The sequence below is a fragment of the Bradyrhizobium sp. USDA 4538 genome (assembly GCF_024171045.1).
GTDB lineage: Bacteria > Pseudomonadota > Alphaproteobacteria > Rhizobiales > Xanthobacteraceae > Bradyrhizobium > Bradyrhizobium australafricanum.
Map to the genome: position 1 here is coordinate 7,271,002 of NZ_JALJZE010000001.1, position 25,726 is coordinate 7,296,727.

The window sequence follows — 25,726 nt, forward strand, 5'->3', positions numbered from 1 at the left end:
GCGGCCAATGACTCTAGGGAGCGACCAATGCCACTGCCAACTGCTGACAAACGCGCCGCCTTCAGGAAGCTGCATGAGAGCGGCTGCTTCATCATTCCGAATCCGTTCGATGTCGGCAGCGCCCGCGCCTTGCAGCATCTCGGCTTCAAGGCGCTGGCGTCGACCAGCGCGGGCTTTGCATGGACCATCGCCAAGGCCGACAACCGCGTCACCGTCGATGACGTCTGCGACCACCTGACCGCACTGTGCGCGGCGGTCGATATTCCCGTCAATGCGGATTTCGAGGGCGGCTTCGCGGTCGAGCCCGACAGGGTTGCCGCCAATGTCGCGCGCGGCGTCAAGACCGGCGTCGCCGGGCTTTCCATTGAGGATTCCACCGGAGACGCCGCCAACCCGCTGTTCGAGCACAAGCTTGCGGTGGAGCGCATCAAGGCGGCGCGCAAGGCCATCGATGCCGACAACAGCGGTGTGTTGCTCACCGGCCGCTGTGAGGCATTCCTGTGGGGCAAGAAGGACCTCAATCTGGTGATCGAACGGCTGCAGGCCTATTCGGAAGCAGGAGCGGACGTCCTTTATTCGCCGGGCATCGCGACCAAGGAGGAGATTTCCGCGGTTGTGAAGGCGGTGGCGCCAAAGCCGGTCAATCTGTTGATCGGCGGCGCGTCGGAGCTGACGCTGCAATCGGTCGCCGATCTCGGCGTGCGCCGGATCAGCGTCGGCGGAGCGCTTGCTCGGATGGCCTGGACCGGCGTGATGAAGGCGGCCAAGGAGATGGCCGAGAAGGGCACCTTCACGGAATTCGCCAACGGCTATCCCGGCGGCGAGCTCAACAAGATGTTCAAGTAGACTCACACGCAAAAAAGCAGCGGGCCGCCGCGGCCCGCTGCTTCGTCGCTCACGATAGCGAGCGGATTACTTGTTCTTGTCGCCGGTCGAGTCGGACGGCGCCGCCGAGCGGTCGATGTCCTGTCCGGTCGGCTTGTTGGCCGACGGAGAGGCCGGCTGCGCAGGTGCCGCGCCCGTGGTCGTGCCGGGCTGGCTGTTCGGCTTCGGCGTCACGTCGCGCATGCCCGGAGGCGGCGCGGCCGGATTGGCCGGCTGCTGCTGCGCGGTCTGCGCTGACGGCGTGGTACCCGCCTCATGCACCGAGGTATTGTTCAAGCCGTAGAACAACGCACCGAGCACCACGGCCACCGCGACTGCGAACATCGCGATCTTGGTGGTGCTGGCCGGTCCCTCCTGGAGTTCCGGGTCCGGCTGCAGCTCGTTGTCCAGGCTGTTGAAGCGCGCCTGACGGCGCATTTCGTCCTCGGTCAGGTTGGCGCGATACGGATCGTCAGGTTGATGGGTCATTGCAAAGTTCCTCCGTTAGCACCTGAAAGCTAAACGCAGAGGACAATGGCTGGCGCGCGAGGATGTTCCGCGCCAATGTTGCAACCTGTTCATGCAGGAACCGCCGATTCCTCGGGTTCCAACCTGTTTCATGAGGCCTTTTCAATGTGGACCATGCCGCCCACCGATTCGGTGCTGCACTTGCTCTCGTTCATTGCGGTTGCGGCGCAGTCGATGACGGCGGCGCTGGCGGCAGGCAGGCGCAGCATGGACTGGGCCGGCGTCTGCATGCTCGGCGCGATCACCGCGCTCGGCGGCGGCACCATCCGCGACGTGCTGCTCGGACATTATCCGCTGCTCTGGGTCGCGCACCCGATCTACCTTGCGGTCGCCGCGGCGGGCGCCTTCGCCACCATCCTCCTGGCGCGGCTGGTGCACCGGCTCAACCTCGCATTCCTGGTGCTCGATGCGATCGGACTTGTGGTGTTCACCATGGCCGGTTGCGACGTGGCCTCGCAAATCGACGTCCCGCTGCCGATCGTGATCGTCGCCGGCATGATCACCGGCTGCGCCGGCGGCGTGCTGCGCGACATCCTCTGCAACGAGGTGCCGCTGTTGTTTCGCAGCGAGCTCTACGCCAGCGTCTCCGTGGTGACCGGACTGTTTTATGTGACCGGCTCCGGGCTGCAGGTGAACGCCCAGCTCTGGACCGCGCTGACCTTCGCACTCGGGCTGACGTTCCGCATGCTCGCGATCCGCTACCGATGGGAGATGCCGAAATTCGTGTTCAGCGACGAGGAGCGCTGAACGGCTATTTCGCCGTCCGCGCCTTGGCGACCTCGTCCGCGGTGACGGCCGGCGCCGCGTTGCCCCAGGCATTGCGGATGTAGGTCGCAACGTCCGCGACCTCCTGGTCGGTGAGCTTGGGATAGGCCGGCATCGAGCCGCCGTTCGGGGCGCGCAGCGTGGTCACGGTCTGTGCGCCGTCGAGGATGATGCGCAGCGTGCTTGCCGGATTGGCCGATTGCAGATTGGCGTTGCCGGGCAGCGGCGGATAGATCCGCGGCGCGCCGGAGCCGTCGAGCTCATGGCAGGCGATGCAGGCCCCGCGGTAGATGCGTTCGCCATTGCTCATCTGCGCCGGCGAGGGCGGGGTGACCTCCGGCTCCGGCGCGCCGGCGGGCAGGTCCTTCAGATAGACCGCAATGGCGCGCACGTCGGCGTCGCTCATCTTCGAGGTCGAATTGAGCACCACCTCGGACATCAGGGGGCCGGCATGGCTGTGCACGTTGCGGCCGCTCTGCAGATATTCGGCGATGTCAGCGACGCTCCATGATTTCAGCCCGCTGCGCGCTGCGCCATCGAGCCTTGGCGCGAACATGCCTTGCACCGTGCTGCCACTGAGCGCCTGGTCACGCCTGTCGGCGCCGAAGGCGTTCTTGGGCGTGTGGCAGGCGCCGCAATGGGCGAGGGCCTCGACGAGATAGCGTCCGCGATTCCATTCCGTACCCTTGCCCTGGTCCGGCTGGATGATGCCCGGCGTGAAGAACAGTGCGTTCCACGCCCGCATCAGCACGCGGTAGTTCAATGGCCAGCACAGCTCCGGCGGCGGCGCCTTGTTGCTGACCGGCGCCAGCGTCGCGAGATAGGCACGGATCGCCAGGATGTCGTCGCGGATCAGCTTCGTGAAATAGGGGTAGGGGAAGGCGGGATAATAATGCGCGCCGCTCGGCGCGACGCCGATCCGCAGCGCGCGCAGGAAATCGTCGTCGCTCCAGCCGCCGATGCCGGTATCGCGGTCGGGGGTGAGGTTCGGCGAGAACACCGCACCGAACGGCGTGTCGATCCGCTTCCCCCCGGCAAAAGGCTTTGCCGGATCGGCCGTGTGGCAGCTGGCGCAGTCGCCGGCGATCGTGAGCGCCTTGCCGCGGGCGATGACGTCGTCGGTCGGCGCGGCGGCACATTCGCGGGTCGCGAGCGCGCCGCACAACAGCGCTGCAACCAGAATCGCACCCGTCGTTCGAAATCGTCGCCGCATCCGATCACCTTCCGGTCCACAAGACGCGTCACGCCATTTCGCCACGGGCCTGTCCTGCGACAGAAACCGAAACGGCCCTGCAATATTCCCGGCACGAAATTGCGATTTTTGAGCGATGGGCCTGGTCGCCCAGAATTGTGCTGCGCGGGCCGGAAAATCCGACATAGACTGGTTCTAACAAGCTCGGATGACTAGCTAAAAGCAGTCGTCGCGACCAGCGAAAAGAGGGCTAAATGGGAATCAACCAAGGGCCTATCAGCCTCGACCAGAAATACACCCAGGACACCGGCCACGTTTTCATGACCGGCATCCAGGCGCTGGTCCGCCTGCCGATGGCGCAGATCAGGCGCGACCGCGCCGCGGGCCTCAACACGGCAGGCTTCATCTCCGGCTATCGCGGTTCCCCCCTCGGCGGCTACGACCAGCAGCTGTTCGCCGCCCGCAAGCATCTCGAGCAGTACAACATTAAATTCCAGCCCGGCGTGAACGAGGACCTCGCGGCCACCGCGATCTGGGGCTCGCAGCAGCTCGCCCTGTCGCCGGGCGCCAAATATGATGGCGCGGTCGGCATTTGGTACGGCAAGGGCCCCGGCGTCGACCGCTGCGGCGACGTGTTCCGCCACGGCAATGCGGCCGGCTCCGCCAAGCATGGCGGCGTGCTCTGCCTTGCCGGCGATGACCATGGCGCGAAATCCTCCACCGTCCCGCATCAGTCCGACCACGCCTTCATCTCCGCGCTGATGCCCTACCTCTACCCCTCCAGCATCCATGAAATGATCGAGATGGGCCTCCTGGGTATCGCGATGTCGCGCTACTCCGGCTGCTGGGTCGGCATGAAGGTGATCACCGAGACGGTCGAGACGACCGCCGAGATCGACCTCACCGACGAGATGACGCCGTTCATCATTCCGACCGATTTCGAATTGCCGCCGGGCGGCCTCAACATCCGCTGGCCCGACGACCGCTTCGAGCAGGACCGGCGGTTGCAGGACTACAAGGGCTTTGCCGCGATCGCCTTCGCCCGCGCCAACAAGGTCAACCGCGTCACGATGGATTCGCCGAACGCGCGCTACGGCATCATGGCCTCGGGCAAGAGCTACGAGGACATCCGCCAGGCGTTGCGCGAGCTCGGCATCACGCCCGAGATCGCCGCCAAGATCGGCATCCGCCTCTACAAGATCGGCATGCCCTGGCCGCTGGAGCCGGAAGGCGTGCGCAACTTCGCGGTCGGCCTCGAGGAGATCTTCATTGTCGAGGAACGCCGCGAGATCGTCGAGAACCAGGTCAAGCAGGAGCTGTTCAACTGGCGCGACGACGTGCGTCCGCGCATCGTCGGCAAGATGGACGATCACGACAAGCGCTTCCTGACCTTCGCCGCCGAGCTCAGCGTGGCCTCGCTTGCGAGCTCGCTCACCGAACGGCTGCTTCGACTTAATCTCAATCCTGAAATCGCCGAGATGCTGCGCGCCAAGGCCGACTGGTTCAACGGCCGTCAGTCGACGCAGATGCAGGCGACCGCGCCTGTCAGCCGCACGCCGTATTTCTGCTCGGGCTGCCCGCACAACACCTCGACCAAGGTGCCGGAAGGCAGCCGCGCGCTGGCAGGCATCGGCTGCCACTTCATGGCACTGTGGATGAACCGGTCAACCGAGACCTTCACCCATATGGGCGGCGAGGGCGTGCCGTGGGTCGGCATCGCGCCGTTCACCAACGAGAACCACATCTTCGCCAATCTCGGCGACGGCACCTATTTCCACTCCGGCATTCTCGCGATCCGCCAGTCGATCGCTTCCAAGGCCAACATCACCTACAAGATCCTGTACAACGACGCGGTCGCCATGACCGGCGGCCAGCGCCACGACGGCGATCTCTCGCCGCAGCAGATCACCTTCCAGCTCCATGCCGAAGGCATCCGCGAGATCTATCTGGTCTCGGAGAATCCGGACGCCTATCCGGCCGATACGATCGCGCCCGGCGTCAAGCTGTATCACCGCGACGAGCTCGAGAACGTCCAGAAGATGTGCCGCGACACCAAGGGCACGTCGGCGATCGTGTTCGTGCAGACCTGCGCCGCCGAAAAGCGCCGTCGCCGCAAGCGCGGCCTGATGGAGGATCCGCGGCGCCGCGTGCTGATCAATCCCGCGGTCTGCGAAGGCTGCGGCGACTGCTCGGTGCAGTCGAACTGCATCTCGGTCGAGCCGCTGGAGACGGAGCTCGGGCGCAAGCGCACCATCAACCAGTCGACCTGCAACAAGGACTATTCCTGCCTGAAGGGTTTTTGCCCGTCCTTCGTCACGGTCGACGGCGGCAAGCTCAGGCGGCGCGCGCCGCCCGAGCTCGGCAGCATCGATAATCTGCCCGAGCCGGCCTCCAAGCCCGCGCTCGACCGGCCCTACAACATCGCGGTCGGCGGCGTCGGCGGCACCGGCGTGCTGACGATCGGCGCGCTGCTCGGCATGGCGGCCCATATCGAGGGCAAGGCCTCGATGATCCTCGACATGTCAGGTCTCGCGCAAAAGGGCGGCGCGGTGCTGAGCCACGTCCGGCTCTCCGAGCACACCGCCGACGTGACCTGCTCGCGCATCGTGACCGGAACGGCCGATCTGGTGCTTGCGGCCGACGAGGTCGTGGCGGCGTCGAAGGACACCATCACGCTGTGCGATGCGAGCCGCACCGTCGGCATCATCAACAGCCACGTGATCCCGACCGCGGACTTCATCCTGAACCGCGACTTCAACTTCCAGAGCCGCAAGGTCAACACCGTGCTGGAGACCGAGCTGCGCAAGGACTCCGCCTTCTTCGACTTCACCAAGCCGGCCGAGGCGCTGCTCGGTGACTCCATCGCCACCAACATCATGATGATGGGCTTTGCCTATCAGCGCGGGTTGCTGCCGCTGTCGGCGGAGGCGATTCTGCAGGCGATCGAGGTTAACGGCGTCTCGATCAAGATGAACACGCAGGCGTTCCAGCTCGGTCGCCTGGCCGCGGCCGATCCGGCGCGCCTCGCCGCGATGATGAAGGGGCAGGATGACGACGTAGCCCCGGTCAAGTCGCTGGATGCGATGTCGCTCGACGAGATCATTACTCACCGTATCGCGCTTCTGACGGACTATCAGAGCGCGCGTTTGGCAAAACGCTACCGCAAGCTGGTCGACCAGGTGCGCGATGCCGCCACCAAGGGCGGCTATGGCGAGGCGCTGCCGCGCGCGGTCGCGATCAACTACGCAAAGCTGCTCGCCTACAAGGACGAGTATGAGGTGGCGCGCCTGTTCACCGACGGCCGCTTCGAGAAGCAGCTGCGCGATCAGTTCGAGGGCGAGTTCAAGTTCAACTTCAATCTGGCGCCGCCGATCCTCGGCGGCGGCCTCGACGCGCAGGGCCGGCCGAAGAAGCGCGCCTTCGGTTCGTGGATGATGTCGGCCTTCAGGGTGCTGGCAAGATTCCGCTTCCTGCGCGGCACGCCGCTCGACATCTTCGGCTACAACGCCGACCGCAAGCTGGAGCGCGATCTGATCGCGGGCTACGAGAAGGATGTCGCGACCGTGCTGAACCTGCTGTCGCCACTCAACCACGATATTGCGGTCGAATTGCTGGCGCTGCCCGATCGCATCCGCGGCTACGGTCCGGTGAAGGACATGGCGATCAAGGAAGCGAAGGTTCGCTACGCGCAACTCGCCGCCGACCTCGCCAACCCGCCGCCCGCGCCGCGGCAGATGGCGGCGGAGTAGGGGGTGTTCACAGCGCTCGATGCTGCTCCGGAGCGGCTCGACAAACACGAGCAGAACTTCGTCGAGCGGATCCGACGACATGGTTGGTTCGGTACGCATGTCGCATCGGACGACGTAGGCCCGGGCTTCTCGTACACCACCGGATTTTGGCTGAAATTCAAGCTTCCGGAATTGATCCTGTTCTCAATGTCGATGGAGAACGCCCAGGATACATTCTGGCACATCTATCGCGAACTCGAGGCTGGACGACGGTTTCCCGTTGGCGAGCTAACGGAAGAGATATTCGAGAATGCCTCCGCGGTGCTGCTCCCGGTCGCTGTCGAGCATTATCGATCCCATCTCGGGTGGAGCAGATGGTTTTACGGAAACGACAACTTTGAATGCCACCAGATCATATTCCCGGATCGAGGCGGAGAGTTTCCGTGGGCGCCGGGGTCATCGGACGAGTTTAGGTCGGCGCAGCCGGACTTGACCGCTGGCAATCGGTCCGGGCTGCGCGATCGATAGCGTGCCACAAATTCGGTGTCGTCCCGGCGAAGGCCGGGACCCATAACCACCGTCGTTCGCTGTTGCGCGACGATGGGGCCACAGCGCACTCTCACCACACAATCCTGTGGTTATGGGTCCCGGCCTTCGCCGGGACGACAACTGTGTTTTTGGCGCGCGCACTGTGCACATGCTGCAGTCTCGCCTGACGGAATATTTCCGCGCTTGCCAAGGTCGCGTCGTCGGTTCAGAAAAACGCTCGAGCGAAGAAACGCCAGCGGAGAGCGATTTGACCATCAAGGGCAAGGCCTACATTGCCGGGATCTACGAACATCCCACCCGGCACGCACCCGATAAATCAACAGCACAGCTGCACGCCGAGGTCGCCAAGGGCGCGATCGAGGATGCCGGGCTCACCAAGGACGATATCGACGGCTATTTCTGCGCCGGCGACGCGCCGGGCGGGCTGTGGCCGATGGTCGATTATCTCGGCCTCAACACCAAGAAGCTGCGTCATGTCGACTCCACCGAGACCGGTGGCTGTTCCTATCTGATCCATCTCGGCCACGCCGCCGAGGCGATCGCCGCGGGCAAATGCTCGGTCGCGCTGGTCACGCTGGCGGGCAAACCGCGCACCGGCCCGATGCCGCCGCGCGCGTCGGGCGCCGAGGCCGATTTCGAATCCGCCTACGGGGCTACCACGCACAATGCCTATGGCATGTGTGCCATGCGCCATATGCACGACTACGGCACCACCTCCGAACAGCTCGCCTGGATCAAGGTCGCCGCCTCGCATCACGCGCAATACAATCCGCATGCGATGCTGAAGGAGGTCGTCACCGTCGAGGACGTGCTGAACTCGCCGATGATCTCCGATCCGCTGCATCGCATGGATTGCTGCGTCGTCACCGACGGCGGCGGCGCGATGATCGTCACGACGCCCGAGATCGCCAAGAGCCTGAAGAAGCCGCTGGTGCGCCTGATCGGCCATGGCGAGGCGATGAAGGGCCCGCGTGGCGGCAAGGATCTCGACCTGACTTATTCCGCCGGCGTGTGGTCCGGTCCGCGCGCCTTCGAGGAAGCGGGCGTGACGCCGAAGGACATCAAATACGCCTCGATCTATGACAGCTTCACCATCACGGTGCTGATGCAGCTCGAGGATCTCGGCTTCTGCAAGAAGGGCGAGGGCGGCAAGTTCGTCGCCGACGGCAATCTGATCTCGGGCGTCGGCAAGCTGCCGTTCAACACCGATGGCGGCGGCCTGTGCAGCAACCATCCCGTCAATCGCGGCGGCATGACGAAGATCCTCGAGGCTGTGCGCCAGTTGCGCGGCGAGGCGCATCCGAAGGTGCAGGTGAAGAACTGCGACCTCGCGATCGCCCACGGCACCGGCGGTCTGCTCGGCGTTCGCCACGCCGCCTCAACCTGCATTCTGGAGCGTGCGTGATGTCTGAAGCGAAGAAGTACAATGCCCCGGTGACCAATCCGGAGACCGCGCCGTTCTGGGAAGCGGCGAAGGCGGGCAAGTTCATGATCAAGCGCTGCAACACCTGCGGCGAGGCGCACTACTTCCCGCGCGCGATCTGCCCGTTCTGTTTCTCCGACAAGACGGTGTGGGAAGAGTCGAGCGGCGAGGCCACGGTCTACACCTACAGCCTGATGCGCAAATCGCCGACCGGTCCCTATGCGATCGCCTATGTGACGCTGAAGGAAGGTCCGTCGCTGCAGACCAACATCGTCGATTGCGATCTGGAGAAGGTGAAGATCGGCCAGAAGGTGAAGGTGGTGTGGAAGCCGACCGACGGCGCCCCGCTGCCGTTCTTCACGCCGGCCTGATTTTACCCTCTCCCTTGTGGGAGAGGGTGCCTTCGCTGAAAGCGAAGGCGGGTGAGGGGTCTCTCTCCGCGTAGAGAATCTCTCTGTGGCGCGAACCCCTCACCGAAACGAGTTTGAGACGACTGCCGGTGCTGCCCTCTCCCACAAGGGGAGAGGGCGCAGCAATGGGCACCGTGCCGTTAAGAATACATTCGGGGAGAAGACAACAATGCCGATCGTGTACGAACAGCTGATGACCCTGAAGAATCTCGGCCAGAAATACAGCTACAGCGACCGCGACGTGATGCTCTATGCCTATGGCATCGGCTTGGGGGCCGATCCGATGGACGAGAACGAGCTCGCCTTCGTCAATGAGGGCGTGCTGACGCCGCGCCCGCTCAAGGTGGTGCCGACGTTTGCCTCGGTCGCGGCCTGGGGCGCCGGTCCCGGCGAGATGAATCTCAACCGCGTCATGGTGGTCGACGGCGAGCGCGACATCACCTTCCACAAGCCGTTCGCGACCGCCGCGCACATCACGGCCGACTCGACCGTGCTCGACGTGTTCGACAAGGGCAAGGACAAGGGCGCGGTGATCCGCCACCAGACCGTGCTGAAGGACGAAAAGGGCGAGAAGCTCGCGACGCTGGTCGCCTCGCGCTTCGCCCGCGGCGATGGCGGCTTCGGCGGCCCGTCCGACGGCCAGCCCGAGCCGCACAAGGTGCCGGAGCGCGCGCCGGACAAGGTCGTCGACATCACGACGCGGCCCGACCAGGCGCTGGTCTATCGGTTGTGCGGCGACCGCAACCCGCTGCATTCCGATCCGGAGTTCGCCAAGAAGGCCGGCTTCCCGCGGCCGATCCTGCACGGCATGTGCACCTACGGCATCACCTGCCGCGGCGTGCTGCAGACCTATGCCGACTACGATCCGTCCGCCTTCAAGCAGCACGTGGCGCGGTTCTCCTCGCCGGTGTTCCCCGGTGAGACCGTGACCATGGAGCTGTGGAAGGACGGCAATGTGGTGTCGTTCGAGGCCAAGGTGAAGTCGCGCGGCGTCACCGTGATCAAGAGCGGCAAGACGGTGCTGGCGTAGTTTTCCGTCATTCCGGGGCGATGCGAAGCATCGAACCCGGAATCTCGCGCCACAACTTCTGGGTTCCGGGTTCGCGCTGCGCGCGCCCCGGAATGACGGCAATCAAGAACAAAACGGAGAAAACAACCATGGGATTACTCGACGGCAAGGTTGCGCTGATCACGGGCGCCGGCGGCGGGCTTGGTGAAGCCTATGCGAAGCTGTTTGCGCGCGAGGGCGCGGCCGTGGTGGTCAACGATCTCGGCGGCCCGCGCGACGGCTCGGGCTCCGACAAGTCGATGGCCGACAAGGTGGTCGACGCGATCAAGGCCGAGGGCGGCCGCGCCGTCGCCAACGGCGCCGACATCTCGACGCTCGCCGGCGGCCAGTCGGTGTTCGACGACGCCATCAAGCATTTCGGCCGCGCCGACATCTTGGTCAACAATGCCGGCATCCTGCTCGACGAGACCTTCCACAAGGCCAAGGAAGCGAACTGGGACAAGGTGATGAAGGTGCACCTCAAGGGCACCTTCTGCTGCACCCAGCCGGTGTTCAAATGGATGCGTGACAATGGCGGCGGCGTCATCGTCAACACGTCCTCGACCTCGGGCCTGATCGGCAATTTCGGCCAGACCAATTACGGCGCCGCCAAGGGCGGCATCTGGGGCCTCTCCAACGTGCTGGCGATCGAGGGCCGCAAGTACAACATCCGGATCTGGACCCTGGCGCCGGGCGCGCTGACCCGCATGACCGCGGACCTGCCGCGCTACAAGGAGAACCCGGGTGCGGCGCTCGGGCCCGATGGCATCGCGCCGGCCGTGCTCTACATGGTCAGCGATCTCTCGGGCGACCAGACCGGCAAGGTGCTTGGCGTCTCCGGCCCGCGCGGCGTCCGCGAGATGCGGATGATGGAAATGGAGGGCTGGACGCCGCCATTCACGGGATGGAAGGCGGAGGACATCGTCACCCACGCCAAGGAGATCTTCTTCTCCGAGGAAGAGATCAAGAAGTCGGCGCGGCGGTTCAAGTAAGGATTGGCACCCGCGACTGCGGGGACGGCTTCCCGATGCGCAATGGCGCATCGGGAAATGACGCTGTATAGAGGGCGGAAACAGACGAGGCACCCATGACCAAACTCACCGCCCAGGCCGCCGGAACCTTTGCGATCGCGCCGACCCCGTTCCACGACGACGGCCGCATCGACGAGGCATCGATCGACCGGCTGACCGATTTCTATACCGATGTCGGCTGCGACGGCGTCACCGTGCTCGGCATCCTGGGCGAGGCGCCGAAGCTCGACGCCGCGGAGGCCGAGCAGGTCGCGCTGCGCTTCGTCAAGCGCGCCAAGAAGCTCCAGGTCATCGTCGGTGTCTCGGCGCCGGGCTTTGCCACGATGCGCTCGCTGGCGAAGAAGTCGATGGATGCGGGCGCCGCCGGCGTCATGATCGCGCCGCCGCCGCATCTGCGTACCGACGACCAGATCATCGGCTATTTCAAGCAGGCGCAGGAAGCGATCGGCGACGATATTCCCTGGGTGCTGCAGGACTATCCGCTGACGCTGACCGTCGTGTTCACGCCGGCCGTGATCCGCAAGATCGTGATGGATTCGCCGTCCTGCGTGATGCTCAAGCACGAGGACTGGCCGGGCCTGGAGAAGATTTCGACCTTGCGCAACTTCCAGAAGGACGGCTCGCTGCGGCCGCTGTCGATCCTGGTCGGCAATGGCGGCCTTTTCCTCGATTTCGAGATGGAGCGCGGCGCCGATGGTGCGATGACCGGCTATGCCTTCCCCGAACTGCTGATCGACGTCGTCAACCTGTCCAAGGCGGGAAAACGCGATGCGGCGCATGATCTGTTCGACGCGCATCTGCCGCTGATCCGCTACGAGCAGCAGCCCGGCGTCGGTCTCACCGTGCGCAAATACGTGCTGCAGAAGCGCGGCATCATCTCCTCCAGCGCGCAGCGCAAGCCCGGAGCTGTCATCACGCCGCAGGCAAGGGCGGAGGTCGACTATCTCTTGTCCCGTGTGGCGCGCGTCGACCGCCGCGCCAATCTGCAACCGCAATCCAGTGCAGCAGGCTAATCATGACCGAGATCGTTGCCCCGCGCCTTGCGTCGACCGTGCTGCTGCTGCGTGACGGCAGCTCATCGGGCGAAATCGAAGTCTTCATGATGGTCCGCCATCACCAGATCGAGTTCAACTCGGGTGCGCTGGTGTTTCCGGGCGGCAGCGTCGACAAGAACGACAAGGAGATCGCCGCCGATCCCGCGCTCTATTCCGGCGGCGAAGGGCTCGACGGCGACGCGCTCGGCTTCCGCATCGCGGCGATCCGCGAGACCTTCGAGGAGAGCGGCATCCTGCTGGCGCGGCCGGTAGGCTCGAAAGACCTGGTCGATGCGAAGCGCGCGAACGAGATCGCGACCGCGCATCGCACGGCGCTGAACGAAGGCAAGATCAGCTTCCTCAAGGTGCTGACCGACAACGGCATGGTGCTCGCGCTCGATGAACTCGTGCCGTATGCGCACTGGATCACGCCGGAGGGCATGCCGAAGCGCTTCGACACCTGGTTCTTCCTGGCCGCCGCGCCGCCCGAGCAGCTCGGCGCCCATGACGGCAAGGAATCGACCGACTCGATCTGGGTGTCGACGCGCGAGGCGCTGGAGGGCGGCGAGAGCGGCCGCTTCAAGCTGCCGTTCCCGACCACGCGCAATTTGATCAGGCTCGGCAAGCAGCCGAACGTCAGCGCCGCGCTCGCCGACAGCAAGGGCAAGTCGATTGTCGCCGTAATGCCCATGATGACCAAGACCGCCACCGGCCGCCAGCTCCGCATCCCCAAGGAAGCGGGGTACGATGGCGAGGTGTTCGACGTCGGGACGCTGGGGTAGGTCCGTCGTCCTGAGAGACGGCGAGTGCGTGACTCACAGGCAGCGCTATGTCGTCCCGGCGAAGGCCGGGACCCATAACCACCGAACTGCATTGCTGCGCGACGCCGAGGCTGCAGCTTTTTCCAACAACACAACCCTGTGGTAATGGGTCCCGGCCTTCGCCGGGACGACGGGGGAAGGAGAGTCGCTTCTCCACATTTCGGCTTATATCGAAATATCATCACCTCGCAGCGATGTAGCTTCCGTCTCAACCATCGAGACGGAATCCCGCCAATGACCACCGCCCCACGACAGCCGAGCATGGCCTTCGAGCTCGCCTTGCTGCTCGCGCTCGCCACCCTGTGGGGCGGCTCCTATACCTTCATCAAGCTTGGCGTCGCGACCATCCCGCCGATCACGCTGATCGCGGCGCGCACCACGATCGCGGGGCTGCTGCTGCTCGTCATCATGCGGATGCGCGGCGTATCGATGCCGGCCGATCGCGCGACCTGGCGCCGCTTCATCTTTCAGGCCTGCCTCAACAGCGTGATCCCGTGGACGCTGATCGCCTGGGGCGAGCGCTTCGTCGATGCCGGGCTCGCCACCATCCTCAATTCGGCCTCGCCGATCTTCACCTTCCTGTTCACCGCCGCGATCACCCGCCATGAGGGGGCGAGCCCGCGCAAGCTGTTCGGGGTGATATCAGGCATGGCCGGCATCTGCCTGATCGTCGGCGTCGATGCGTTCCGCGATCTCGGGCAGGGGATCGTGGCCGAGGTCGCGATCGTCGCCGCCACCATCTGCTACGCCTGTGCCGCGATCTTCAGCCGCGGCTTCAAGGAGCTCGATCCGATGGCGCCGGCGGCGGGTTCGCTGCTCGCGGGCGCCGCGATCCTCGTTCCGCTCAGCCTTGTCGTCGAGCGGCCCTGGACGCTTTCGCCGTCGACGACATCGCTCACCGCATTGCTGGCGCTTGCCGTGTTCTCGACCGCGATCGCGTTCGTGATCTACTTCCGCCTGATCCAGACCCTCGGCTCGGTCGGCACCACCGCGCAAGCTTACTTGCGGGTGCCGATCGGGGTGGCGCTCAGCGTCATGGTGCTGGGCGAACGGCTGAGCCCGACGGCGTGGATCGGCCTCGCCTGCGTCGTGATCGGCGTCGCCGCGATGACGATTCCTGCACGAAGGATCGCCACAGCCTGACGTCATCGCCGCGATGACGATTCCTGCGCGTAAGATCGCTACAGCCTGAAGTTTCGCCCGCTGAAACCGGCGCCTTGCTGCCGCCGGCCAATGCCTGCATGCTGCCCGCAACGAGATCACTGGGCGGGAAACGGACGATGTTGCGGCGGGTCAGCCTCATTGCCGGTGCGTGCATGGCGTTGCTGGCGATGGCCGGCACGGTGCGCGCACAGGACTTCCCGAGCCGGCCGATCCGCATCGTCATTCCCTACGCGCCGGGCAGCGTCGCCGACGTGTTCGCGCGCATCATGGCGCAGGACATGCAGGAGCAGTGGAAGGGGACGATCGTCGTCGAGGCCAAATCCGGCGCCAATGGCTCGATCGCGGCCGAGGAGGTCGCACGCGCCGCTCCCGATGGTTACACATGGCTGTTGGTGACGACCTTCTTTACCGCAAGCCCGGCGCTGAACACGCAGCTGCGCTGGGATCCCGTGAAGGATTTCGTGCCGGTCGGGCAGATCTGTCTCGCCCCGAACTTCTTCATCGTGCCGACCTCGCTGCCGGTGAAGACCGTCGCCGACTATGTCGCGCTGGCCAAGGCCAAGCCGGGGACGCTGAACTACAGCCATCCCGGCAAGGGCTCGACCGGCCATCTCGGCTTCGAGCTGTTCAAGCGGCTCGCCGGCATCGACGTCACCGCGATCGGCTATCGCGGCTATCCGCAGATGGTGCCCGATATCGCGAGCGGCCTGATCACCTCGAGCTTCCTGTCGGCCAACCAGGCGCTGGCCCAGGTGCAGTCCGGCAGCATCCGGATCATCGGGGCGATCAGCGACGGCCGCTCGAAGTATTTCCCCGACGTGCCGACCATGGCCGAGCAAGGCTTTGCCGAAGCGCAGGTGACGCCATGGTTCGGCTTCGTGGTGCCGGCAGGCACCGCCGCAGCCGGTGGTCGAACGCATCAGCGCCGCGCTGGAGACGGCGCTGGCCTCCGCTGAGGTGCGGAAGAAGCTAGATGTCGCCGGTTGCGACGCCCGTAGCGCGCCGCTGAGGCAGTTCGCCGATATCATCAAGGCGGACGTTGCGCTCTGGGCCAGGGTGGTCAAGGAGGCCGGCATCCCGCCGGACTGAGCCCCGCCGCCCTGTGCCGGAATCGGCCACCGGCACCCGCCCGGGGTGACGCCGGTCACACCTCCGGCGGGTTGGGCCGTGCAGCATGTTTCCCCAAAGCCCGTAATTTCCCGTATATTAGGGCGCATTGGACCCCGGCCCTTGATGACATGACCGCTGAATTGCCGCCGAATTCGCAAGCGCCGCGTGCGTTCTCCCTCTCCATTGGCCAGCTCACGTTCGGCAGCTTCCTGCTGGTCCTGGCTGTGATCATCATCACATCCACCGCCAGCGTGATCGCGATCCGTCACATCGATACGACCTTCGCCGAGCTGCAGCGGCTGCAGAGCGTCGGCGACATCGCCGAGGATATCGACCGCCGCATGAACGAGCTGCGGCTGGCGGCGCGCGATTTCGTCACCGAGCCGGGCAGCCAGTCGGTCCAGGTCGCGGAGGCGGCCCAGTCGCTGAGCGAGATCCTGAAAAAGACCCGCATCAAGCTGGCGCCCGAGCAGCAGGACATGATCGACGGCGTCACCCAGCGGCTGGCGACCTATCGCAACGGTATCGAGCGCATCTCGGCGCTGCTCAGCCGCCGCGCCGAGCTGGTCGCCGGGCTGCCGCCGCTGCGCGACGCCTTCGACAAGGCGGTCGCCGCGAGCAACGATGCGGCGTTGGCCAATGCGCTGTCGCAATCCCAGAGCCGGATTGCCACCGCGTTGCTGGCGCACAACACGTCCGCCGCCGAGCAGGCCGCGCAGAGCATGCGGGCGATGACCATCTCCGATCCCGCGCTGCGCGGCGCCGTCGACAATTATGCCGAGGCGATCATCGCGGTCTCGGTGCGTGAGGGCCAGATCGCCGACATCGACAAGGAGGTGCTCGGCGCCGAAGGCCGGCTGATCCAGAAGGTCACCGAGCTGCTGCGCGAGCTCAGCTCGCGCCGCGGCCATGTGCTGTCGCGCGATTTTGCCCGGACGCTGGCTGAAGCAAAATGGCAGAGCATCGTGCTCGGCACGGCGGGCGTGCTGATCGGCCTGTTCGCGTCGGTGCTGGTGGTTCGCCGCACCGTCCGCCCGCTGGCCAGGATCGCGGGCTCGATCCGCAAGGTCGCCGGCGGCGAGAAGAGCGCGTTCATTCCCGGCGCCGACCTCGACAACGAGATCGGCGACATCGCACGCGCCGCCGAAGTGTTCCGCCAGACCCTGGTCGACGCCGACAGCGCGCGCGAGGCCGCGCTGCGCGCGCTCGCCGAGCAGCGGCTTGCCGAGGAGAGCTACCACAAGCTGTTCGAGGCGTCGGTCGAGGGCATCTACGTCACGACGCCGGGCGGCGCGCTGCTCAACGCCAATCCGGCGCTGGCGCGGATGATGGGCTATGCCGCGCCGCAGGACCTGATCAAGGGCATCGACGACATCGCCACCACCGTCTACGTGGATCCGGCGGCGCGCGAGCAGTACCAGCAGCTGATGCAGCGCGACGGCACGGTGCGCGACTACGAGTACCAGGTGCGCGCGAGCGACGGCACCGTGCTATGGCTGTCCGATTCGGCGACCGTCGTCCGCAACGACGAGGGCGAAGTGATCCGCTACGAGGGCACGGTGCGCGACATCACCGACCAGAAGCGCGCCGAAGACGCGATCGCCGAAGGCCGTCGGCTGTTGCAGATGGTCATCGACACCGTGCCCGCCGTCATCAACGTCAAGGACCGCGACCTGCGCTACGTGCTGATGAACCGCTACATGGCGGGAATCTTCGGCATCGAGCCGCAGGACGCGATCGGCCAGACCACCGGCGAGCTGATGTCGCGCTATGGCGCGGCGAAGACCGATGAGAACGACAAGCGCGTCCTGTCGGCGCGGCGCGAGCTCGGCTTCTATGAAGAGGAGTACAAGGACGTCGCCGGCAACATGCGGCAATGGCTGGTCAACAAGCTGCCGATCCTCGACGCGCAAGGCGAGATCGAGAACATCGTCACGGTCGCGCTCGACATTGGCGAGCGCAAGCGCTCCGAGCAGGAGATGCGCAAGGCGAGGGATTCCGCGGAGGCCGCGTTGCGCAATCTGCGGGAAACCCAGAATTCGCTGATCGAGGCCGAAAAGCTCGCCGCGCTCGGCCGCCTGGTGGCCGGCGTCGCCCATGAGGTCAACAATCCCGTCGGCATCAGCCTGACGGTGGCGTCCGCGCTGGAGCGCAAGACCGCGAATTTCGCCACCCAGGTCGAGCGCGGCGACTTGCGCCGCTCCAGCCTCAACGATTTCCTGAACACGGCGCGCGATGCCTCCTCGCAACTCGTCGCCAATCTCAACCGCGCCGCGGAGCTGATCCAGTCGTTCAAGCAGGTCGCCGCCGACCGCAACTATTCGGACCAGCGCACCTTCGACCTCGGCGATCTCACCGAGCAGGTGGTGATGAGTCTGAGGCCCGGCCTGCGCAAGCACAATCTGACGCTCAATGTCGATTGCGAGCCGAACCTGATCATGAATTCCTATCCGGGACCGTATGGCCAGGTGCTGACCAATCTGTTTCTCAACGCGGTCGCGCATGCGTTCCCGGACGGCAAGGCCGGCGAGGTCGAGATCCAGGTCCATGCCGCCGGCGGCGACAATGTCGAGGTGATCTTCGCCGACAATGGCTGCGGCATGAGCCTCGACGTGCGCCGCCGCGCCTTCGATCCGTTCTTCACGACGCGGCGCGATCAGGGCGGCACCGGGCTCGGCCTGCACATCGTCTACAGCATCGTCACCACGCGGCTCGGCGGCCGGCTCTCGCTGGATTCCGCGCCGGGCAACGGCACACGCATCCAGATGATCCTGCCGCGCGTCGCGCCGCTGGAGCAGGCCGCGGAGTAGCGCGAAGCGTAGTGGCCAACCACGCGTTTGCTCTCGATCCGTCATCCCCGCGCAAAGGCGAAGCCCTTGCGCGGGGGTGACGGATCTAGCAGCGAGTTTCAAACCGCTAATTGATATCCGCGAGCTTGTGCAGCGTGGCGCCGAAGATCAGGCTCGCCTTGCCGACCAGCGCGGTCCCGCTCATGGTGCCGCGGGTGTCGGTGAAGGTGCCGGAGACGCCGATGCCGACGGGCGCGGGCCCGCCGAACAGCGGGTTGTCGGTGTCGCGCGGCGTCGTGTGGCGTTGCACAAGGATTTCGCCCTTGAAGGCATCGCCCTTCACCGAGTAGCTGCCGGTGTAGTAAAGATAGGCGTCGCCGCCCAGTATCTGGCCGTCGCGGAAGAGAATGACGCCGCTGCCCTTGCCGACGCGACCGTCCAGCAGGGTGACGTGAATTGAGTAAAGTCCGTTCTTCATGACGTCCCGATTGCTGGCCGCCACGCCCACGGCAAGCCAGTTGGTTTTTTATGCCAAAGCGAGCAACCTCGTGCAATGCGGCAGGTTGATTCCCGGGTGTCCCGCGTTCGGGTGACCCTCGGTTCCTGCCAGGCAGTGTGACGGCGCAATGACAGCGGACCGTACGCGCGAATCAAAGTGGCCCGCGAAATGCATGGCTCTGGTTGCACTGGCCGGTGAGTGCTGGAGCAAACACATGTCTGACTGGATTGAATCCGGCGGCCATTGGGCACGCCCTCGCAGGCTCAATGGAACTCCGGCCCGCTATACGGGCCACATGATCGTATCCCTCGTGCTGATAACGCTGGTGTTGGTCGCGGCCATGCGAATCGCGCAGGCGCGCGATCCCGACGGCCGCTACGCCAATTCGCCGCTGAAGGAATGGTTCGACGGCCTGCGCAGCGGCAAAGGGCCGTGCTGTTCGGATGCCGACGGCACAGCGGTCAGCGATGTCGACTGGGAATCCAAGGACGGGCACTATCGTGTGCGCCTCGACGGGGCGTGGATCGATGTCCCCGACGAGGCCGTGGTCACCGAGCCCAACCGGGTCGGCCGCGCTATGGTCTGGCCGATTCCCAGCTACATGGGCGTGACGATCCGCTGCTTCATGCCTGGCAGCATGACTTAGCGCCGCACGCGTGGCTCAGACGTATTTCTGGTCGCGCTCGAGCAGTTCGATCGAGATGCCCTGCGGGCCGCGGATGAAGCAGATCCGCACGCCCGGACGGATCGTGGTCGGCTCCTTGGTGAATTCGACGCCCTTGGCCTTGATCTCGGCGGCGACCGCGTCGATGTCCTTCACCGTGAGCCCGAAATGATCGAGCCCCTGATAGGGCGTCACCGGCGCGGCGTTGACGCCGTCGCCCTGGGCCACCTCCGCAATGAACACCTTGGCGCCGCCGAGCTGGACGTCGATGCGGCCGGGGCCGCGGATGATCTCGCCGCCGAGAATGTCGCGCAGCCAGGTCGCGGTAGCCTCGGGATCGGGACTGCGCAGGTGGACGTGGTCCCAGGTGACGACAGGCATTGCGATCTCCTTGTTGTTGTCGTGCTGCTGTTCGGTGCGCGGCACTCGCTCCCGGGCGGCGCAAATCTAGCGAGCGGTCTGCTGGGATACCATCCCTCCGTTATGCCTGCCCAAGATTGTCGTCCCGGAATGAAACCATTGCGGCCGTCAGCGATTGTCTTCGCGTGGCCGCTCGACCTGCGGCCGTCCCGGAAGCCGCGCGGTGCGGCTTCCTCTCTGTGTGGGGGGCGGCCCGATCAGGCCGCCAGGGTGAGGGCACGACGATGCGGATCGGCTTGGCGTCGTTTCGGAGGTTGGCCGCCGGACGTCTCGGTGAAGGGGGCTTCTACGCCAGCCTGCTGCTGCCGCTGATTGCGCTCGCCGGGATCGCCGCATGGTTCATGCTCCCCGAGCCGAGCGACGCCGGAGACCAGGATGCCTGGCCGGTGTCGTCCATGATCCGCACCGCGCAGAATGCCCCGACCGGCGCGCAACCAGCCCAAATCACAAATCAGACCGCGAGGGATGCGCTAGCCGCACCGGCGGACGAGCCGACCACCGTCGGCGTGGCCATCGCCCCACAGGGGGCAGAGGAGGCCAAGCCGTTCGGGCCCGGCGCTGAAAGGCCGCCGCTGGACAAGCTGCGGATCGCCTCGCAATCGTGGCGGCGCGGCGGGTTGGGTTCGAAGGCGCTGGTCACCCTGACGCTGCGCAATGCCAATGATTTCGCCGTCAAGGATATCGAGATCGCCTGCGCCTTCATCCGCCGCGACGGTCGGCCGCTGACCGAGCGCAAGCGGCTGATCTCCGACACTATCGCCATGAAAAGCCGCAAGACCTACTCGCAAATGTTGGTCGGGTTCGTCAACGTTAACGCAAACAAGGCGAAATGTTCGGTCGTGACGGCGAGCCGCCTCTAATTCCCGGCATCTCGAAAAAGTGACCGCGAATTGACCTGCCGGGTGAACCGTAACGGCCGGACAGGAACTAACTAATAAACCAGCCGTTGATGAACGACCCGGGAGCGCGGATAGCGTCCGGGTGATCATGCGCAGACGATGAAATCGCCCGCGCGATGACTGATGTCGTCGCGCCGAGATGAGCCGCGCCCTGCTGCGCGGGGGGAGCTACCAAAATGCCTGTGGCGCGTTATTTCCTGTTCGTTGGTGGAGTGCTGCTCGCGCTGCTCTTCGTCGTCAATGCCATCGTGCCGCAGGAGGCCGTGGTCGCCGGCCAGAACCAGGGACTGTCGTCGCCGGGCGTCGACAAGACCATGGTGCGCATCAAGTCGACCCAGAAATTGCCCGAGCGGGTGGTCTACGACACCAATTTGCCGACCATTGTTCCGGCGCAGGTCAACGCGGTCGCCGCGGCCATCCCGTCGGCTACGGGCGATGCGTCGGCGCAAGCCCGCGTCCGCAATACGTTCGCCCAGTTCATTCCGCCGGAGAAGGCTGACGCGCAGAAGGTCGCGGCTGAGGCAAAATCGGCTGAACAACCGGCGCAGGCCCAGCCTCAGCAGCCGAAGAAGCGCAAGGTCGCGCGCTACCATGCCCATCCCCAGCAGCCGATGCGGCTGGCGCAGCCCGGCATGTATCAGCCTTACCGCGTCGCGCAGCAGCAGCCGCGCATGGGCTTCTTCGGCGGCTTCGGGACCTGGTAAGAAAAGGCTGCCGCAGCCGGCAATCGATCCGCCGCCGCAAACACTTGCGGCGGCATTTTCATGTCCGCGATCAGGCACGTCGCCGGATGCGGGAAGGCGTCCGAGCGCCGCCCGCTACCTTTAGCGCGGCAGGCGCGGGATCTTGTCCGCGAAGCCGTTGTAGCAGGTCAGCCGCTCGTCCTCTTCCTTCACGAAGCGGCAATCGTTGACGCCCTTGGCCGGGGCGGCCTTCGGCTTCGGCTGCGGCTTGAAGATCTCGTCGTAGCAGATCAGCCGTTCCTTGGTGGCATCGTCGATGTCCTGACAGGCCTGAAGCTTCTGGGCGACCGATTGCGGCTTGCCGGGCGCGGCAGGCTTCTCGCCCTTCTTGGCGGCCGACTTCTTGCCGACCTGGACCAGCGGCTTGTCGCCGACCATCGGCTGCGAGGTCGCTGCCGGCTTGTCGGCGTCGGCGGGGGCCGGCGTGGTGCCCTGGGCGAGCGCGGCAGCCGGGCAGAAGAGCGCCAGCGCGAGGATGATATGTCTCATGTCGAAAATGTCCGAAATGGCGTGATGACCGGAAGGGATGGCGCCGGGGATCGGAAAAGCCCGGCAAGCGCCGAGACTTAACGCAAGTCTTGCCCGAATCCTACCCCCAGAGGTGACCCGCCCGGCACCGATCCACCGGCAAAAGTGAGGGCAATTCGTCGCCGTTCGACCCGCGGGGAGAGCGTGAATTGCCTTTGCCCGGCGGGGCGGCTATGACCACGCCATCTGCGCGACTGGCGCTTGGATGGACCACCATCGGGGAGCGTAGAGACTGAACGCCGCGCGCCTGGGCACCGCTTCGAAACGGAGGTGCCATGACGGCGAACATTCTCGATGGGCATGCACATGCCCAAATTGTCATCGACAAGATTGCTGGCGAACTCGACCGGCTGCCCCGCGCGCCGGGGCTTGCGGTCGTGCTGGTCGGCTGCGACCCGGCGAGCCAGATCTATGTGCAGAGCAAGGTCAGGATGGCCGAGCGGCTCGGCCTGCGCGGCGAGGTCGCACGCCTGCCGGATGATGCCAGCGAGTCCGATCTGCTTGCCGGAGTAGAGGCGCTCAATGCGCGCGACGATATCGACGGCATCCTGGTGCAGCTGCCGTTGCCGGCGCATATCGACGCCTTGCGCGTGATGGCGGCGGTCGATCCCGCCAAGGATGTCGACGGCCTGCACGCCCTGAACGCCGGCCGGCTGTTTCACGGCGATGACGCGCTGGTGCCGTGCACGCCGCTCGGCTGTCTCCGGCTGATCAAGTCGGTCCGATCAGACCTCACCGGCGCCCATGCCGTGGTGATCGGCAGCTCCAACATCGTCGGCAAGCCGATGGCCGCGTTGCTGCTGCAGGAGCACGCGACCGTGACGCAGACCCATATCCACACCCGCGGCATCAGCAGGATCTGCCGCGAGGCCGACATCCTGGTGAGTGCGGTGGGCAAGGCCGGCCTCGTGCGCGGCGACTGGATCAAGCCCCAGGCCATCGTCATCGACGTCGGCACCACGCGCGTCGAGAGGCCGGACGGCGGCTATGCGGTGTGCGGCGACGTCTCGTTCGACGAGGCGGTGCAGGTCGCCGGCGCCATCACGCCGGTGCCGCGCGGCGTCGGCCCGATGACGATCGCCTGCCTGATGGAGAACACGCTGAAGGCGGCAAAGGCGAGGGCGGCGCGGCTGCATTAGCGCGGGATACCTGCGGCGATATGCGAGCGGTGGGTGTCGCTCGCGCATCACGCGCGAAGTTCATGACGTCCGGGGTAATGGAAAGCCCGCACCATTCGTCTATCGTCGCGCGACAGATGGAGGCGCGCGATGCTGTATGCGGAAGATCTCACCGAGGGCCAGACGTTCAGGCTTGGCAGCTACACGATCGGCGAGGCCGAGATCCTGGAGTTCGCCGGCAAATACGATCCGGTGCCAATCCATGCCGATCCCGTCGCGGCTGCGGCAGGCCCGTTCGGCGGACTGATCGCAAGCGGCTTCAACACCATTGCGATCTATCAGCGGCTCGTCGTGGAGGCGATCTGGACCAAGGTGGCGGGGATCGTCGGGCGGAGCTTCGAGATCCGCCTGCCGAGCCCGGTTCGGCCCGGCGCCACGCTCACCGGCCAATCCCAGATCCAGAAGATCACCATCAGGCCGGAGCGGCGCGACGCTGTTGTGATCTTCAAGACGGAGCTGGTCAACGACGAGCAGCGCCCGGTTCTTGTCCTCGTGCTCGACGCGCTGATCCGCATGCGGCCGGCGGAGCAGGGGCCGGTATAGGCGCGGCCTGAGGGGCATCCCGAAGTCATCCGCCTCGGACGGCCGTCAGCGCCTCTACGTGTTCCCCGCACGGGACCTTGTCGTCGCGCAATGTTGCGGCAATTATGACAAGCCGGCGGCAGAACGGCAGCGCATCAATGACGTCATCATCGACGAGGTCGTGCTGCCCGGTATTTACTTCGTCGATGCGCCGAAGGCATTCGACCCAGACGGATGTGCCGCCGTGAAACGCAGCAAGCAGACGAACGGAGAGATCGAAGCCAGGCGGCGCAAGGCCGAGGAATGGCGCCGCATCCAGGCGCAACGCGCCGCTGAACGGCAACGTCTCCGCGACTACAAGATTGCGCTGGCGCGCGACGAGGTTGCCGTGGATACGACGCGGCTCGCGCCATCGAACAGCTATTCGACTCCCGATTTCGTGCTGCGCGGAACCTATCGACCGGAGCCCTTTATCTGCAAGGACTGCGGCGTTGCCGAGGTCTGGACGCCGTTGCAGCAGAAATGGTGGTACGAGACCGCCAAGGGCGATGTATTTACCGCGGCAGTGCGCTGCCGGGCCTGCCGCACCAGGGAGCGCGCGCGCAAATCCGCCGCGCGCCGCGTGCACCTGGAAGGGCTCGCAAGGAAGAAGCCTCCCGTCTCGTAGCGATGGGCGTGACATCAGAGTCGCACTTCACATCTGATACGCGGGGAACCGCTGCGCAGGCGGTCAATGCGTCGCGCGTGCGGAACGTTTCGTTGCCTGATTGGTTCGAGACCTTGAAGCCCCCGATGTGGGGTGCGGGCGGGGAGGAACCAGCCAAGGAAACTTGTCAAGGAAACCTGTCAAGGAAACCATCGCGGCCGGAACCAACGAGAAGGAGCAGCGGATGAAACTCAATTCCACGCAAGTCAAGCAGACCATGACGCAACTGAATGCCCAGGTGCTTCCGGACGATCACCCGGCCGTGGCGCAACTGAACAGCGTGTTCGGTGAGCACACGTTCTTCGTCGACACCAGCGGGCTCAAGGTGCTTGAACCGGCCCAGACCTCCGACATGCCGGGGCAGACCGGCGAAGTCGTCAGTCTCGCCGAGTGGAGCGATCCGGAGCTGACCTCGCTTCGGCCGCACGAGCCCGAGCCGACCGGCGTGCTCATCGCGCTTGAACCCAGCAAGCACTGAAGCGTTCCAGCGCGAAGTGAATACCGGTTCGCGCAACCAAAACGCCACCAAGCAAGGGGATTGAGAGCATGATCCGATTCAATCGGATCGTGCTCTTTGTGCTGCATCGTGCGACACCGCGATCGGCCGTCCTGATGGCGACAGCCCCGACGTCGCATCAAGAGGTGCCGAAAGTCACATGGCAAATCAGCGCCGCCTGCGTATGCATCGGTTTGAGATGGGTATCCAGGCGGTGAGGGGCAGATGGGGATCGTGCGGCGCTGGAGCCCTGACGAGGACGAGAAGCTCAGAGAACTCGCCAGGGCCGGCAAGAACGCTCTCGAGATCAGCAACGAACTGACCCGCAGCGCTTCGGCGGTGCGCCGGCGCGCCGAGGTCCTGTCGGTCCTGATCATGGCAAAGGCGTTTCGCGCGCGCCCCTCGCATGTCGCCACCCATCTCGAGCGGGTCGCGATCGACGCGATCCGCAACCGCCGTCCGTTTCCCGCGGGCGTCGGCCCGAGCACCATTGCCGGAATGATCGAGAAGGGCTGGATCGTCCCGGAGATGGGGCGCAGATACAACGTGACCGATGCCGGCGTGGAGGCCGTGCGTCGGAAGATTCCGAGTGGCTGAAAGGAATGCCGGCTGCAC

28 protein-coding genes and 1 riboswitch are annotated in these 25,726 nt (G+C 65.4%); of the genes, 22 read left to right on the top strand and 6 right to left on the bottom strand.

Translation table 11 applies throughout. The annotated features are described in order from the left end of the window. Positions 1-27 precede the first annotated feature (27 nt). A complete protein-coding gene (locus J2R78_RS33230; RefSeq protein WP_253608242.1) occupies positions 28-846 on the top strand; it encodes an oxaloacetate decarboxylase in 819 nt (272 codons plus the stop codon). 66 nt (positions 847-912) lie between these two features. On the opposite strand, the gene J2R78_RS33235 is transcribed toward J2R78_RS33230, so the two are convergent. Next, positions 913-1,353, bottom strand: coding sequence for a hypothetical protein (locus J2R78_RS33235; RefSeq protein ID WP_229158975.1), 441 nt, complete (start codon positions 1,351-1,353; stop codon positions 913-915). Positions 1,354-1,497: 144 nt separating this feature from the next. Here J2R78_RS33235 and J2R78_RS33240 point away from each other — a divergent pair, with 144 nt between their 5' ends. Beyond that, positions 1,498-2,139, top strand: a complete 642-nt coding sequence (locus tag J2R78_RS33240; protein WP_225646193.1) for a trimeric intracellular cation channel family protein — start codon at positions 1,498-1,500, stop codon at positions 2,137-2,139. A 4-nt stretch (positions 2,140-2,143) separates the two neighbouring features. Here the strand turns inward: J2R78_RS33240 and J2R78_RS33245 are convergent, their stop codons facing one another. After that, positions 2,144-3,370: a cytochrome c gene (locus J2R78_RS33245; RefSeq protein ID WP_229158977.1), complete on the bottom strand. Its 1,227-nt coding sequence runs from the start codon at positions 3,368-3,370 to the stop codon at positions 2,144-2,146. 233 nt (positions 3,371-3,603) lie between these two features. On the opposite strand from J2R78_RS33245, the gene J2R78_RS33250 reads away from it, so the two are divergent. From J2R78_RS33250 to J2R78_RS33270, 5 genes are all read left to right on the top strand, one after another. Further along, the gene (locus tag J2R78_RS33250; protein WP_253608243.1) at positions 3,604-7,098 is read left to right on the top strand and encodes an indolepyruvate ferredoxin oxidoreductase family protein; all 3,495 of its coding nucleotides are present in this window, start codon (positions 3,604-3,606) and stop codon (positions 7,096-7,098) included. Between the two features lie 3 nt (positions 7,099-7,101). Continuing rightward, positions 7,102-7,605, top strand: coding sequence for a DUF4262 domain-containing protein (locus J2R78_RS33255; protein ID WP_253608244.1), 504 nt, complete (start codon positions 7,102-7,104; stop codon positions 7,603-7,605). Between the two features lie 268 nt (positions 7,606-7,873). Beyond that, positions 7,874-9,031 carry a thiolase domain-containing protein gene (locus tag J2R78_RS33260; RefSeq protein ID WP_225646197.1) on the top strand — a complete coding sequence of 386 codons (1,158 nt, stop codon included), beginning with the start codon at positions 7,874-7,876 and terminating at the stop codon, positions 9,029-9,031. Next, positions 9,031-9,420 carry a Zn-ribbon domain-containing OB-fold protein gene (locus J2R78_RS33265; RefSeq protein ID WP_076831312.1) on the top strand — a complete coding sequence of 130 codons (390 nt, stop codon included), beginning with the start codon at positions 9,031-9,033 and terminating at the stop codon, positions 9,418-9,420. Before J2R78_RS33260 ends, J2R78_RS33265 begins: the two co-directional genes overlap by 1 nt. Before the next feature lie 208 nt (positions 9,421-9,628). After that, positions 9,629-10,489, top strand: a complete 861-nt coding sequence (locus J2R78_RS33270; RefSeq protein WP_229158984.1) for a MaoC family dehydratase — start codon at positions 9,629-9,631, stop codon at positions 10,487-10,489. A 7-nt stretch (positions 10,490-10,496) separates the two neighbouring features. On the opposite strand, the gene J2R78_RS44840 is transcribed toward J2R78_RS33270, so the two are convergent. Then, on the bottom strand, positions 10,497-10,619 hold the full coding sequence (locus J2R78_RS44840) for a hypothetical protein (protein ID WP_256558704.1): 123 nt from the start codon (positions 10,617-10,619) through the stop codon (positions 10,497-10,499). Between J2R78_RS44840 and J2R78_RS33275 the strand changes: the two genes are divergently transcribed. The 7 genes from J2R78_RS33275 to J2R78_RS33305 all read left to right on the top strand — a co-directional run bounded on the left by J2R78_RS33275 (position 10,618) and on the right by J2R78_RS33305 (position 18,477). Further along, on the top strand, positions 10,618-11,499 hold the full coding sequence (locus J2R78_RS33275) for an SDR family oxidoreductase (protein WP_076831307.1): 882 nt from the start codon (positions 10,618-10,620) through the stop codon (positions 11,497-11,499). The genes J2R78_RS44840 and J2R78_RS33275 overlap by 2 nt on opposite strands. 95 nt (positions 11,500-11,594) lie before the next feature. After that, complete coding sequence (locus tag J2R78_RS33280; RefSeq protein WP_018272087.1) at positions 11,595-12,551, top strand: dihydrodipicolinate synthase family protein; 957 nt, start codon at positions 11,595-11,597, stop codon at positions 12,549-12,551. Between the two features lie 2 nt (positions 12,552-12,553). Beyond that, the gene (locus tag J2R78_RS33285) at positions 12,554-13,354 is read left to right on the top strand and encodes an NUDIX hydrolase (RefSeq protein WP_253608245.1); all 801 of its coding nucleotides are present in this window, start codon (positions 12,554-12,556) and stop codon (positions 13,352-13,354) included. A 273-nt stretch (positions 13,355-13,627) separates the two neighbouring features. Beyond that, a complete protein-coding gene (locus J2R78_RS33290) occupies positions 13,628-14,536 on the top strand; it encodes a DMT family transporter (protein WP_229158986.1) in 909 nt (302 codons plus the stop codon). Positions 14,537-14,673: 137 nt separating this feature from the next. After that, positions 14,674-15,513, top strand: a complete 840-nt coding sequence (locus tag J2R78_RS33295; protein ID WP_253608246.1) for a tripartite tricarboxylate transporter substrate binding protein — start codon at positions 14,674-14,676, stop codon at positions 15,511-15,513. A gap of 1 nt (position 15,514) precedes the next feature. Continuing rightward, complete coding sequence (locus J2R78_RS33300) at positions 15,515-15,646, top strand: hypothetical protein (RefSeq protein ID WP_309145027.1); 132 nt, start codon at positions 15,515-15,517, stop codon at positions 15,644-15,646. 149 nt (positions 15,647-15,795) lie between these two features. Then, the gene (locus J2R78_RS33305) at positions 15,796-18,477 is read left to right on the top strand and encodes a PAS domain S-box protein (RefSeq protein ID WP_057015976.1); all 2,682 of its coding nucleotides are present in this window, start codon (positions 15,796-15,798) and stop codon (positions 18,475-18,477) included. A gap of 106 nt (positions 18,478-18,583) precedes the next feature. Here J2R78_RS33305 and J2R78_RS33310 read toward each other — a convergent pair whose 3' ends face one another. After that, positions 18,584-18,934, bottom strand: a complete 351-nt coding sequence (locus J2R78_RS33310) for a GrlR family regulatory protein (RefSeq protein ID WP_253608248.1) — start codon at positions 18,932-18,934, stop codon at positions 18,584-18,586. A 235-nt stretch (positions 18,935-19,169) separates the two neighbouring features. Here J2R78_RS33310 and J2R78_RS33315 point away from each other — a divergent pair, with 235 nt between their 5' ends. Continuing rightward, entirely contained in the window at positions 19,170-19,601 is a 432-nt protein-coding gene (locus tag J2R78_RS33315) for a hypothetical protein (RefSeq protein WP_375167080.1), read from the top strand. A gap of 15 nt (positions 19,602-19,616) precedes the next feature. Here J2R78_RS33315 and J2R78_RS33320 read toward each other — a convergent pair whose 3' ends face one another. After that, complete coding sequence (locus J2R78_RS33320; RefSeq protein ID WP_028339253.1) at positions 19,617-20,000, bottom strand: VOC family protein; 384 nt, start codon at positions 19,998-20,000, stop codon at positions 19,617-19,619. Positions 20,001-20,263: 263 nt separating this feature from the next. Between J2R78_RS33320 and J2R78_RS33325 the strand changes: the two genes are divergently transcribed. Both J2R78_RS33325 and J2R78_RS33330 read left to right on the top strand, forming a co-directional pair. Beyond that, entirely contained in the window at positions 20,264-20,899 is a 636-nt protein-coding gene (locus tag J2R78_RS33325) for a hypothetical protein (protein WP_253608249.1), read from the top strand. A gap of 215 nt (positions 20,900-21,114) precedes the next feature. After that, positions 21,115-21,642, top strand: coding sequence for a hypothetical protein (locus tag J2R78_RS33330; protein WP_253608250.1), 528 nt, complete (start codon positions 21,115-21,117; stop codon positions 21,640-21,642). A 120-nt stretch (positions 21,643-21,762) separates the two neighbouring features. Here J2R78_RS33330 and J2R78_RS33335 read toward each other — a convergent pair whose 3' ends face one another. Further along, on the bottom strand, positions 21,763-22,170 hold the full coding sequence (locus J2R78_RS33335; RefSeq protein ID WP_028337625.1) for a hypothetical protein: 408 nt from the start codon (positions 22,168-22,170) through the stop codon (positions 21,763-21,765). Positions 22,171-22,389: 219 nt separating this feature from the next. Next, positions 22,390-22,469: riboswitch (ZMP/ZTP riboswitch) on the top strand. Between the two features lie 15 nt (positions 22,470-22,484). Between J2R78_RS33335 and J2R78_RS33340 the strand changes: the two genes are divergently transcribed. From J2R78_RS33340 to J2R78_RS33360, 5 genes are all read left to right on the top strand, one after another. Further along, on the top strand, positions 22,485-23,348 hold the full coding sequence (locus J2R78_RS33340) for a bifunctional 5,10-methylenetetrahydrofolate dehydrogenase/5,10-methenyltetrahydrofolate cyclohydrolase (protein ID WP_253608251.1): 864 nt from the start codon (positions 22,485-22,487) through the stop codon (positions 23,346-23,348). 129 nt (positions 23,349-23,477) lie between these two features. After that, positions 23,478-23,930 (top strand): MaoC/PaaZ C-terminal domain-containing protein, encoded by a 453-nt coding sequence (locus J2R78_RS33345; protein WP_253608252.1) that lies wholly within the window; start codon positions 23,478-23,480, stop codon positions 23,928-23,930. 58 nt (positions 23,931-23,988) lie between these two features. Further along, positions 23,989-24,576 (top strand): zinc-ribbon domain containing protein, encoded by a 588-nt coding sequence (locus J2R78_RS45055; protein ID WP_253608253.1) that lies wholly within the window; start codon positions 23,989-23,991, stop codon positions 24,574-24,576. 223 nt (positions 24,577-24,799) lie between these two features. Then, a complete protein-coding gene (locus J2R78_RS33355; protein ID WP_016846480.1) occupies positions 24,800-25,093 on the top strand; it encodes a hypothetical protein in 294 nt (97 codons plus the stop codon). Positions 25,094-25,336: 243 nt separating this feature from the next. Next, positions 25,337-25,708 (top strand): hypothetical protein, encoded by a 372-nt coding sequence (locus tag J2R78_RS33360; protein WP_016846479.1) that lies wholly within the window; start codon positions 25,337-25,339, stop codon positions 25,706-25,708. Positions 25,709-25,726 lie beyond the last annotated feature (18 nt).

What these genes read in the sequence shown, in the direction of transcription:
- J2R78_RS33230 (WP_253608242.1), top strand. Translation starts at nt 28, where the DNA reads ATGCCACTGCCAACTGCTGACAAACGCGCCGCCTTCAGGAAGCTGCAT.
- J2R78_RS33235 (WP_229158975.1), bottom strand. Translation starts at nt 1,353, where the DNA reads ATGACCCATCAACCTGACGATCCGTATCGCGCCAACCTGACCGAGGAC.
- J2R78_RS33240 (WP_225646193.1), top strand. Translation starts at nt 1,498, where the DNA reads ATGTGGACCATGCCGCCCACCGATTCGGTGCTGCACTTGCTCTCGTTC.
- J2R78_RS33245 (WP_229158977.1), bottom strand. Translation starts at nt 3,370, where the DNA reads ATGCGGCGACGATTTCGAACGACGGGTGCGATTCTGGTTGCAGCGCTG.
- J2R78_RS33250 (WP_253608243.1), top strand. Translation starts at nt 3,604, where the DNA reads ATGGGAATCAACCAAGGGCCTATCAGCCTCGACCAGAAATACACCCAG.
- J2R78_RS33265 (WP_076831312.1), top strand. Translation starts at nt 9,031, where the DNA reads ATGTCTGAAGCGAAGAAGTACAATGCCCCGGTGACCAATCCGGAGACC.
- J2R78_RS33270 (WP_229158984.1), top strand. Translation starts at nt 9,629, where the DNA reads ATGCCGATCGTGTACGAACAGCTGATGACCCTGAAGAATCTCGGCCAG.
- J2R78_RS33275 (WP_076831307.1), top strand. Translation starts at nt 10,618, where the DNA reads ATGGGATTACTCGACGGCAAGGTTGCGCTGATCACGGGCGCCGGCGGC.
- J2R78_RS44840 (WP_256558704.1), bottom strand. Translation starts at nt 10,619, where the DNA reads ATGGTTGTTTTCTCCGTTTTGTTCTTGATTGCCGTCATTCCGGGGCGC.
- J2R78_RS33280 (WP_018272087.1), top strand. Translation starts at nt 11,595, where the DNA reads ATGACCAAACTCACCGCCCAGGCCGCCGGAACCTTTGCGATCGCGCCG.
- J2R78_RS33285 (WP_253608245.1), top strand. Translation starts at nt 12,554, where the DNA reads ATGACCGAGATCGTTGCCCCGCGCCTTGCGTCGACCGTGCTGCTGCTG.
- J2R78_RS33290 (WP_229158986.1), top strand. Translation starts at nt 13,628, where the DNA reads ATGACCACCGCCCCACGACAGCCGAGCATGGCCTTCGAGCTCGCCTTG.
- J2R78_RS33295 (WP_253608246.1), top strand. Translation starts at nt 14,674, where the DNA reads ATGTTGCGGCGGGTCAGCCTCATTGCCGGTGCGTGCATGGCGTTGCTG.
- J2R78_RS33305 (WP_057015976.1), top strand. Translation starts at nt 15,796, where the DNA reads ATGACCGCTGAATTGCCGCCGAATTCGCAAGCGCCGCGTGCGTTCTCC.
- J2R78_RS33310 (WP_253608248.1), bottom strand. Translation starts at nt 18,934, where the DNA reads ATGAAGAACGGACTTTACTCAATTCACGTCACCCTGCTGGACGGTCGC.
- J2R78_RS33315 (WP_375167080.1), top strand. Translation starts at nt 19,170, where the DNA reads ATGTCTGACTGGATTGAATCCGGCGGCCATTGGGCACGCCCTCGCAGG.
- J2R78_RS33320 (WP_028339253.1), bottom strand. Translation starts at nt 20,000, where the DNA reads ATGCCTGTCGTCACCTGGGACCACGTCCACCTGCGCAGTCCCGATCCC.
- J2R78_RS33325 (WP_253608249.1), top strand. Translation starts at nt 20,264, where the DNA reads ATGCGGATCGGCTTGGCGTCGTTTCGGAGGTTGGCCGCCGGACGTCTC.
- J2R78_RS33330 (WP_253608250.1), top strand. Translation starts at nt 21,115, where the DNA reads ATGCCTGTGGCGCGTTATTTCCTGTTCGTTGGTGGAGTGCTGCTCGCG.
- J2R78_RS33335 (WP_028337625.1), bottom strand. Translation starts at nt 22,170, where the DNA reads ATGAGACATATCATCCTCGCGCTGGCGCTCTTCTGCCCGGCTGCCGCG.
- J2R78_RS33340 (WP_253608251.1), top strand. Translation starts at nt 22,485, where the DNA reads ATGACGGCGAACATTCTCGATGGGCATGCACATGCCCAAATTGTCATC.
- J2R78_RS33345 (WP_253608252.1), top strand. Translation starts at nt 23,478, where the DNA reads ATGCTGTATGCGGAAGATCTCACCGAGGGCCAGACGTTCAGGCTTGGC.
- J2R78_RS33355 (WP_016846480.1), top strand. Translation starts at nt 24,800, where the DNA reads ATGAAACTCAATTCCACGCAAGTCAAGCAGACCATGACGCAACTGAAT.
- J2R78_RS33360 (WP_016846479.1), top strand. Translation starts at nt 25,337, where the DNA reads ATGGGGATCGTGCGGCGCTGGAGCCCTGACGAGGACGAGAAGCTCAGA.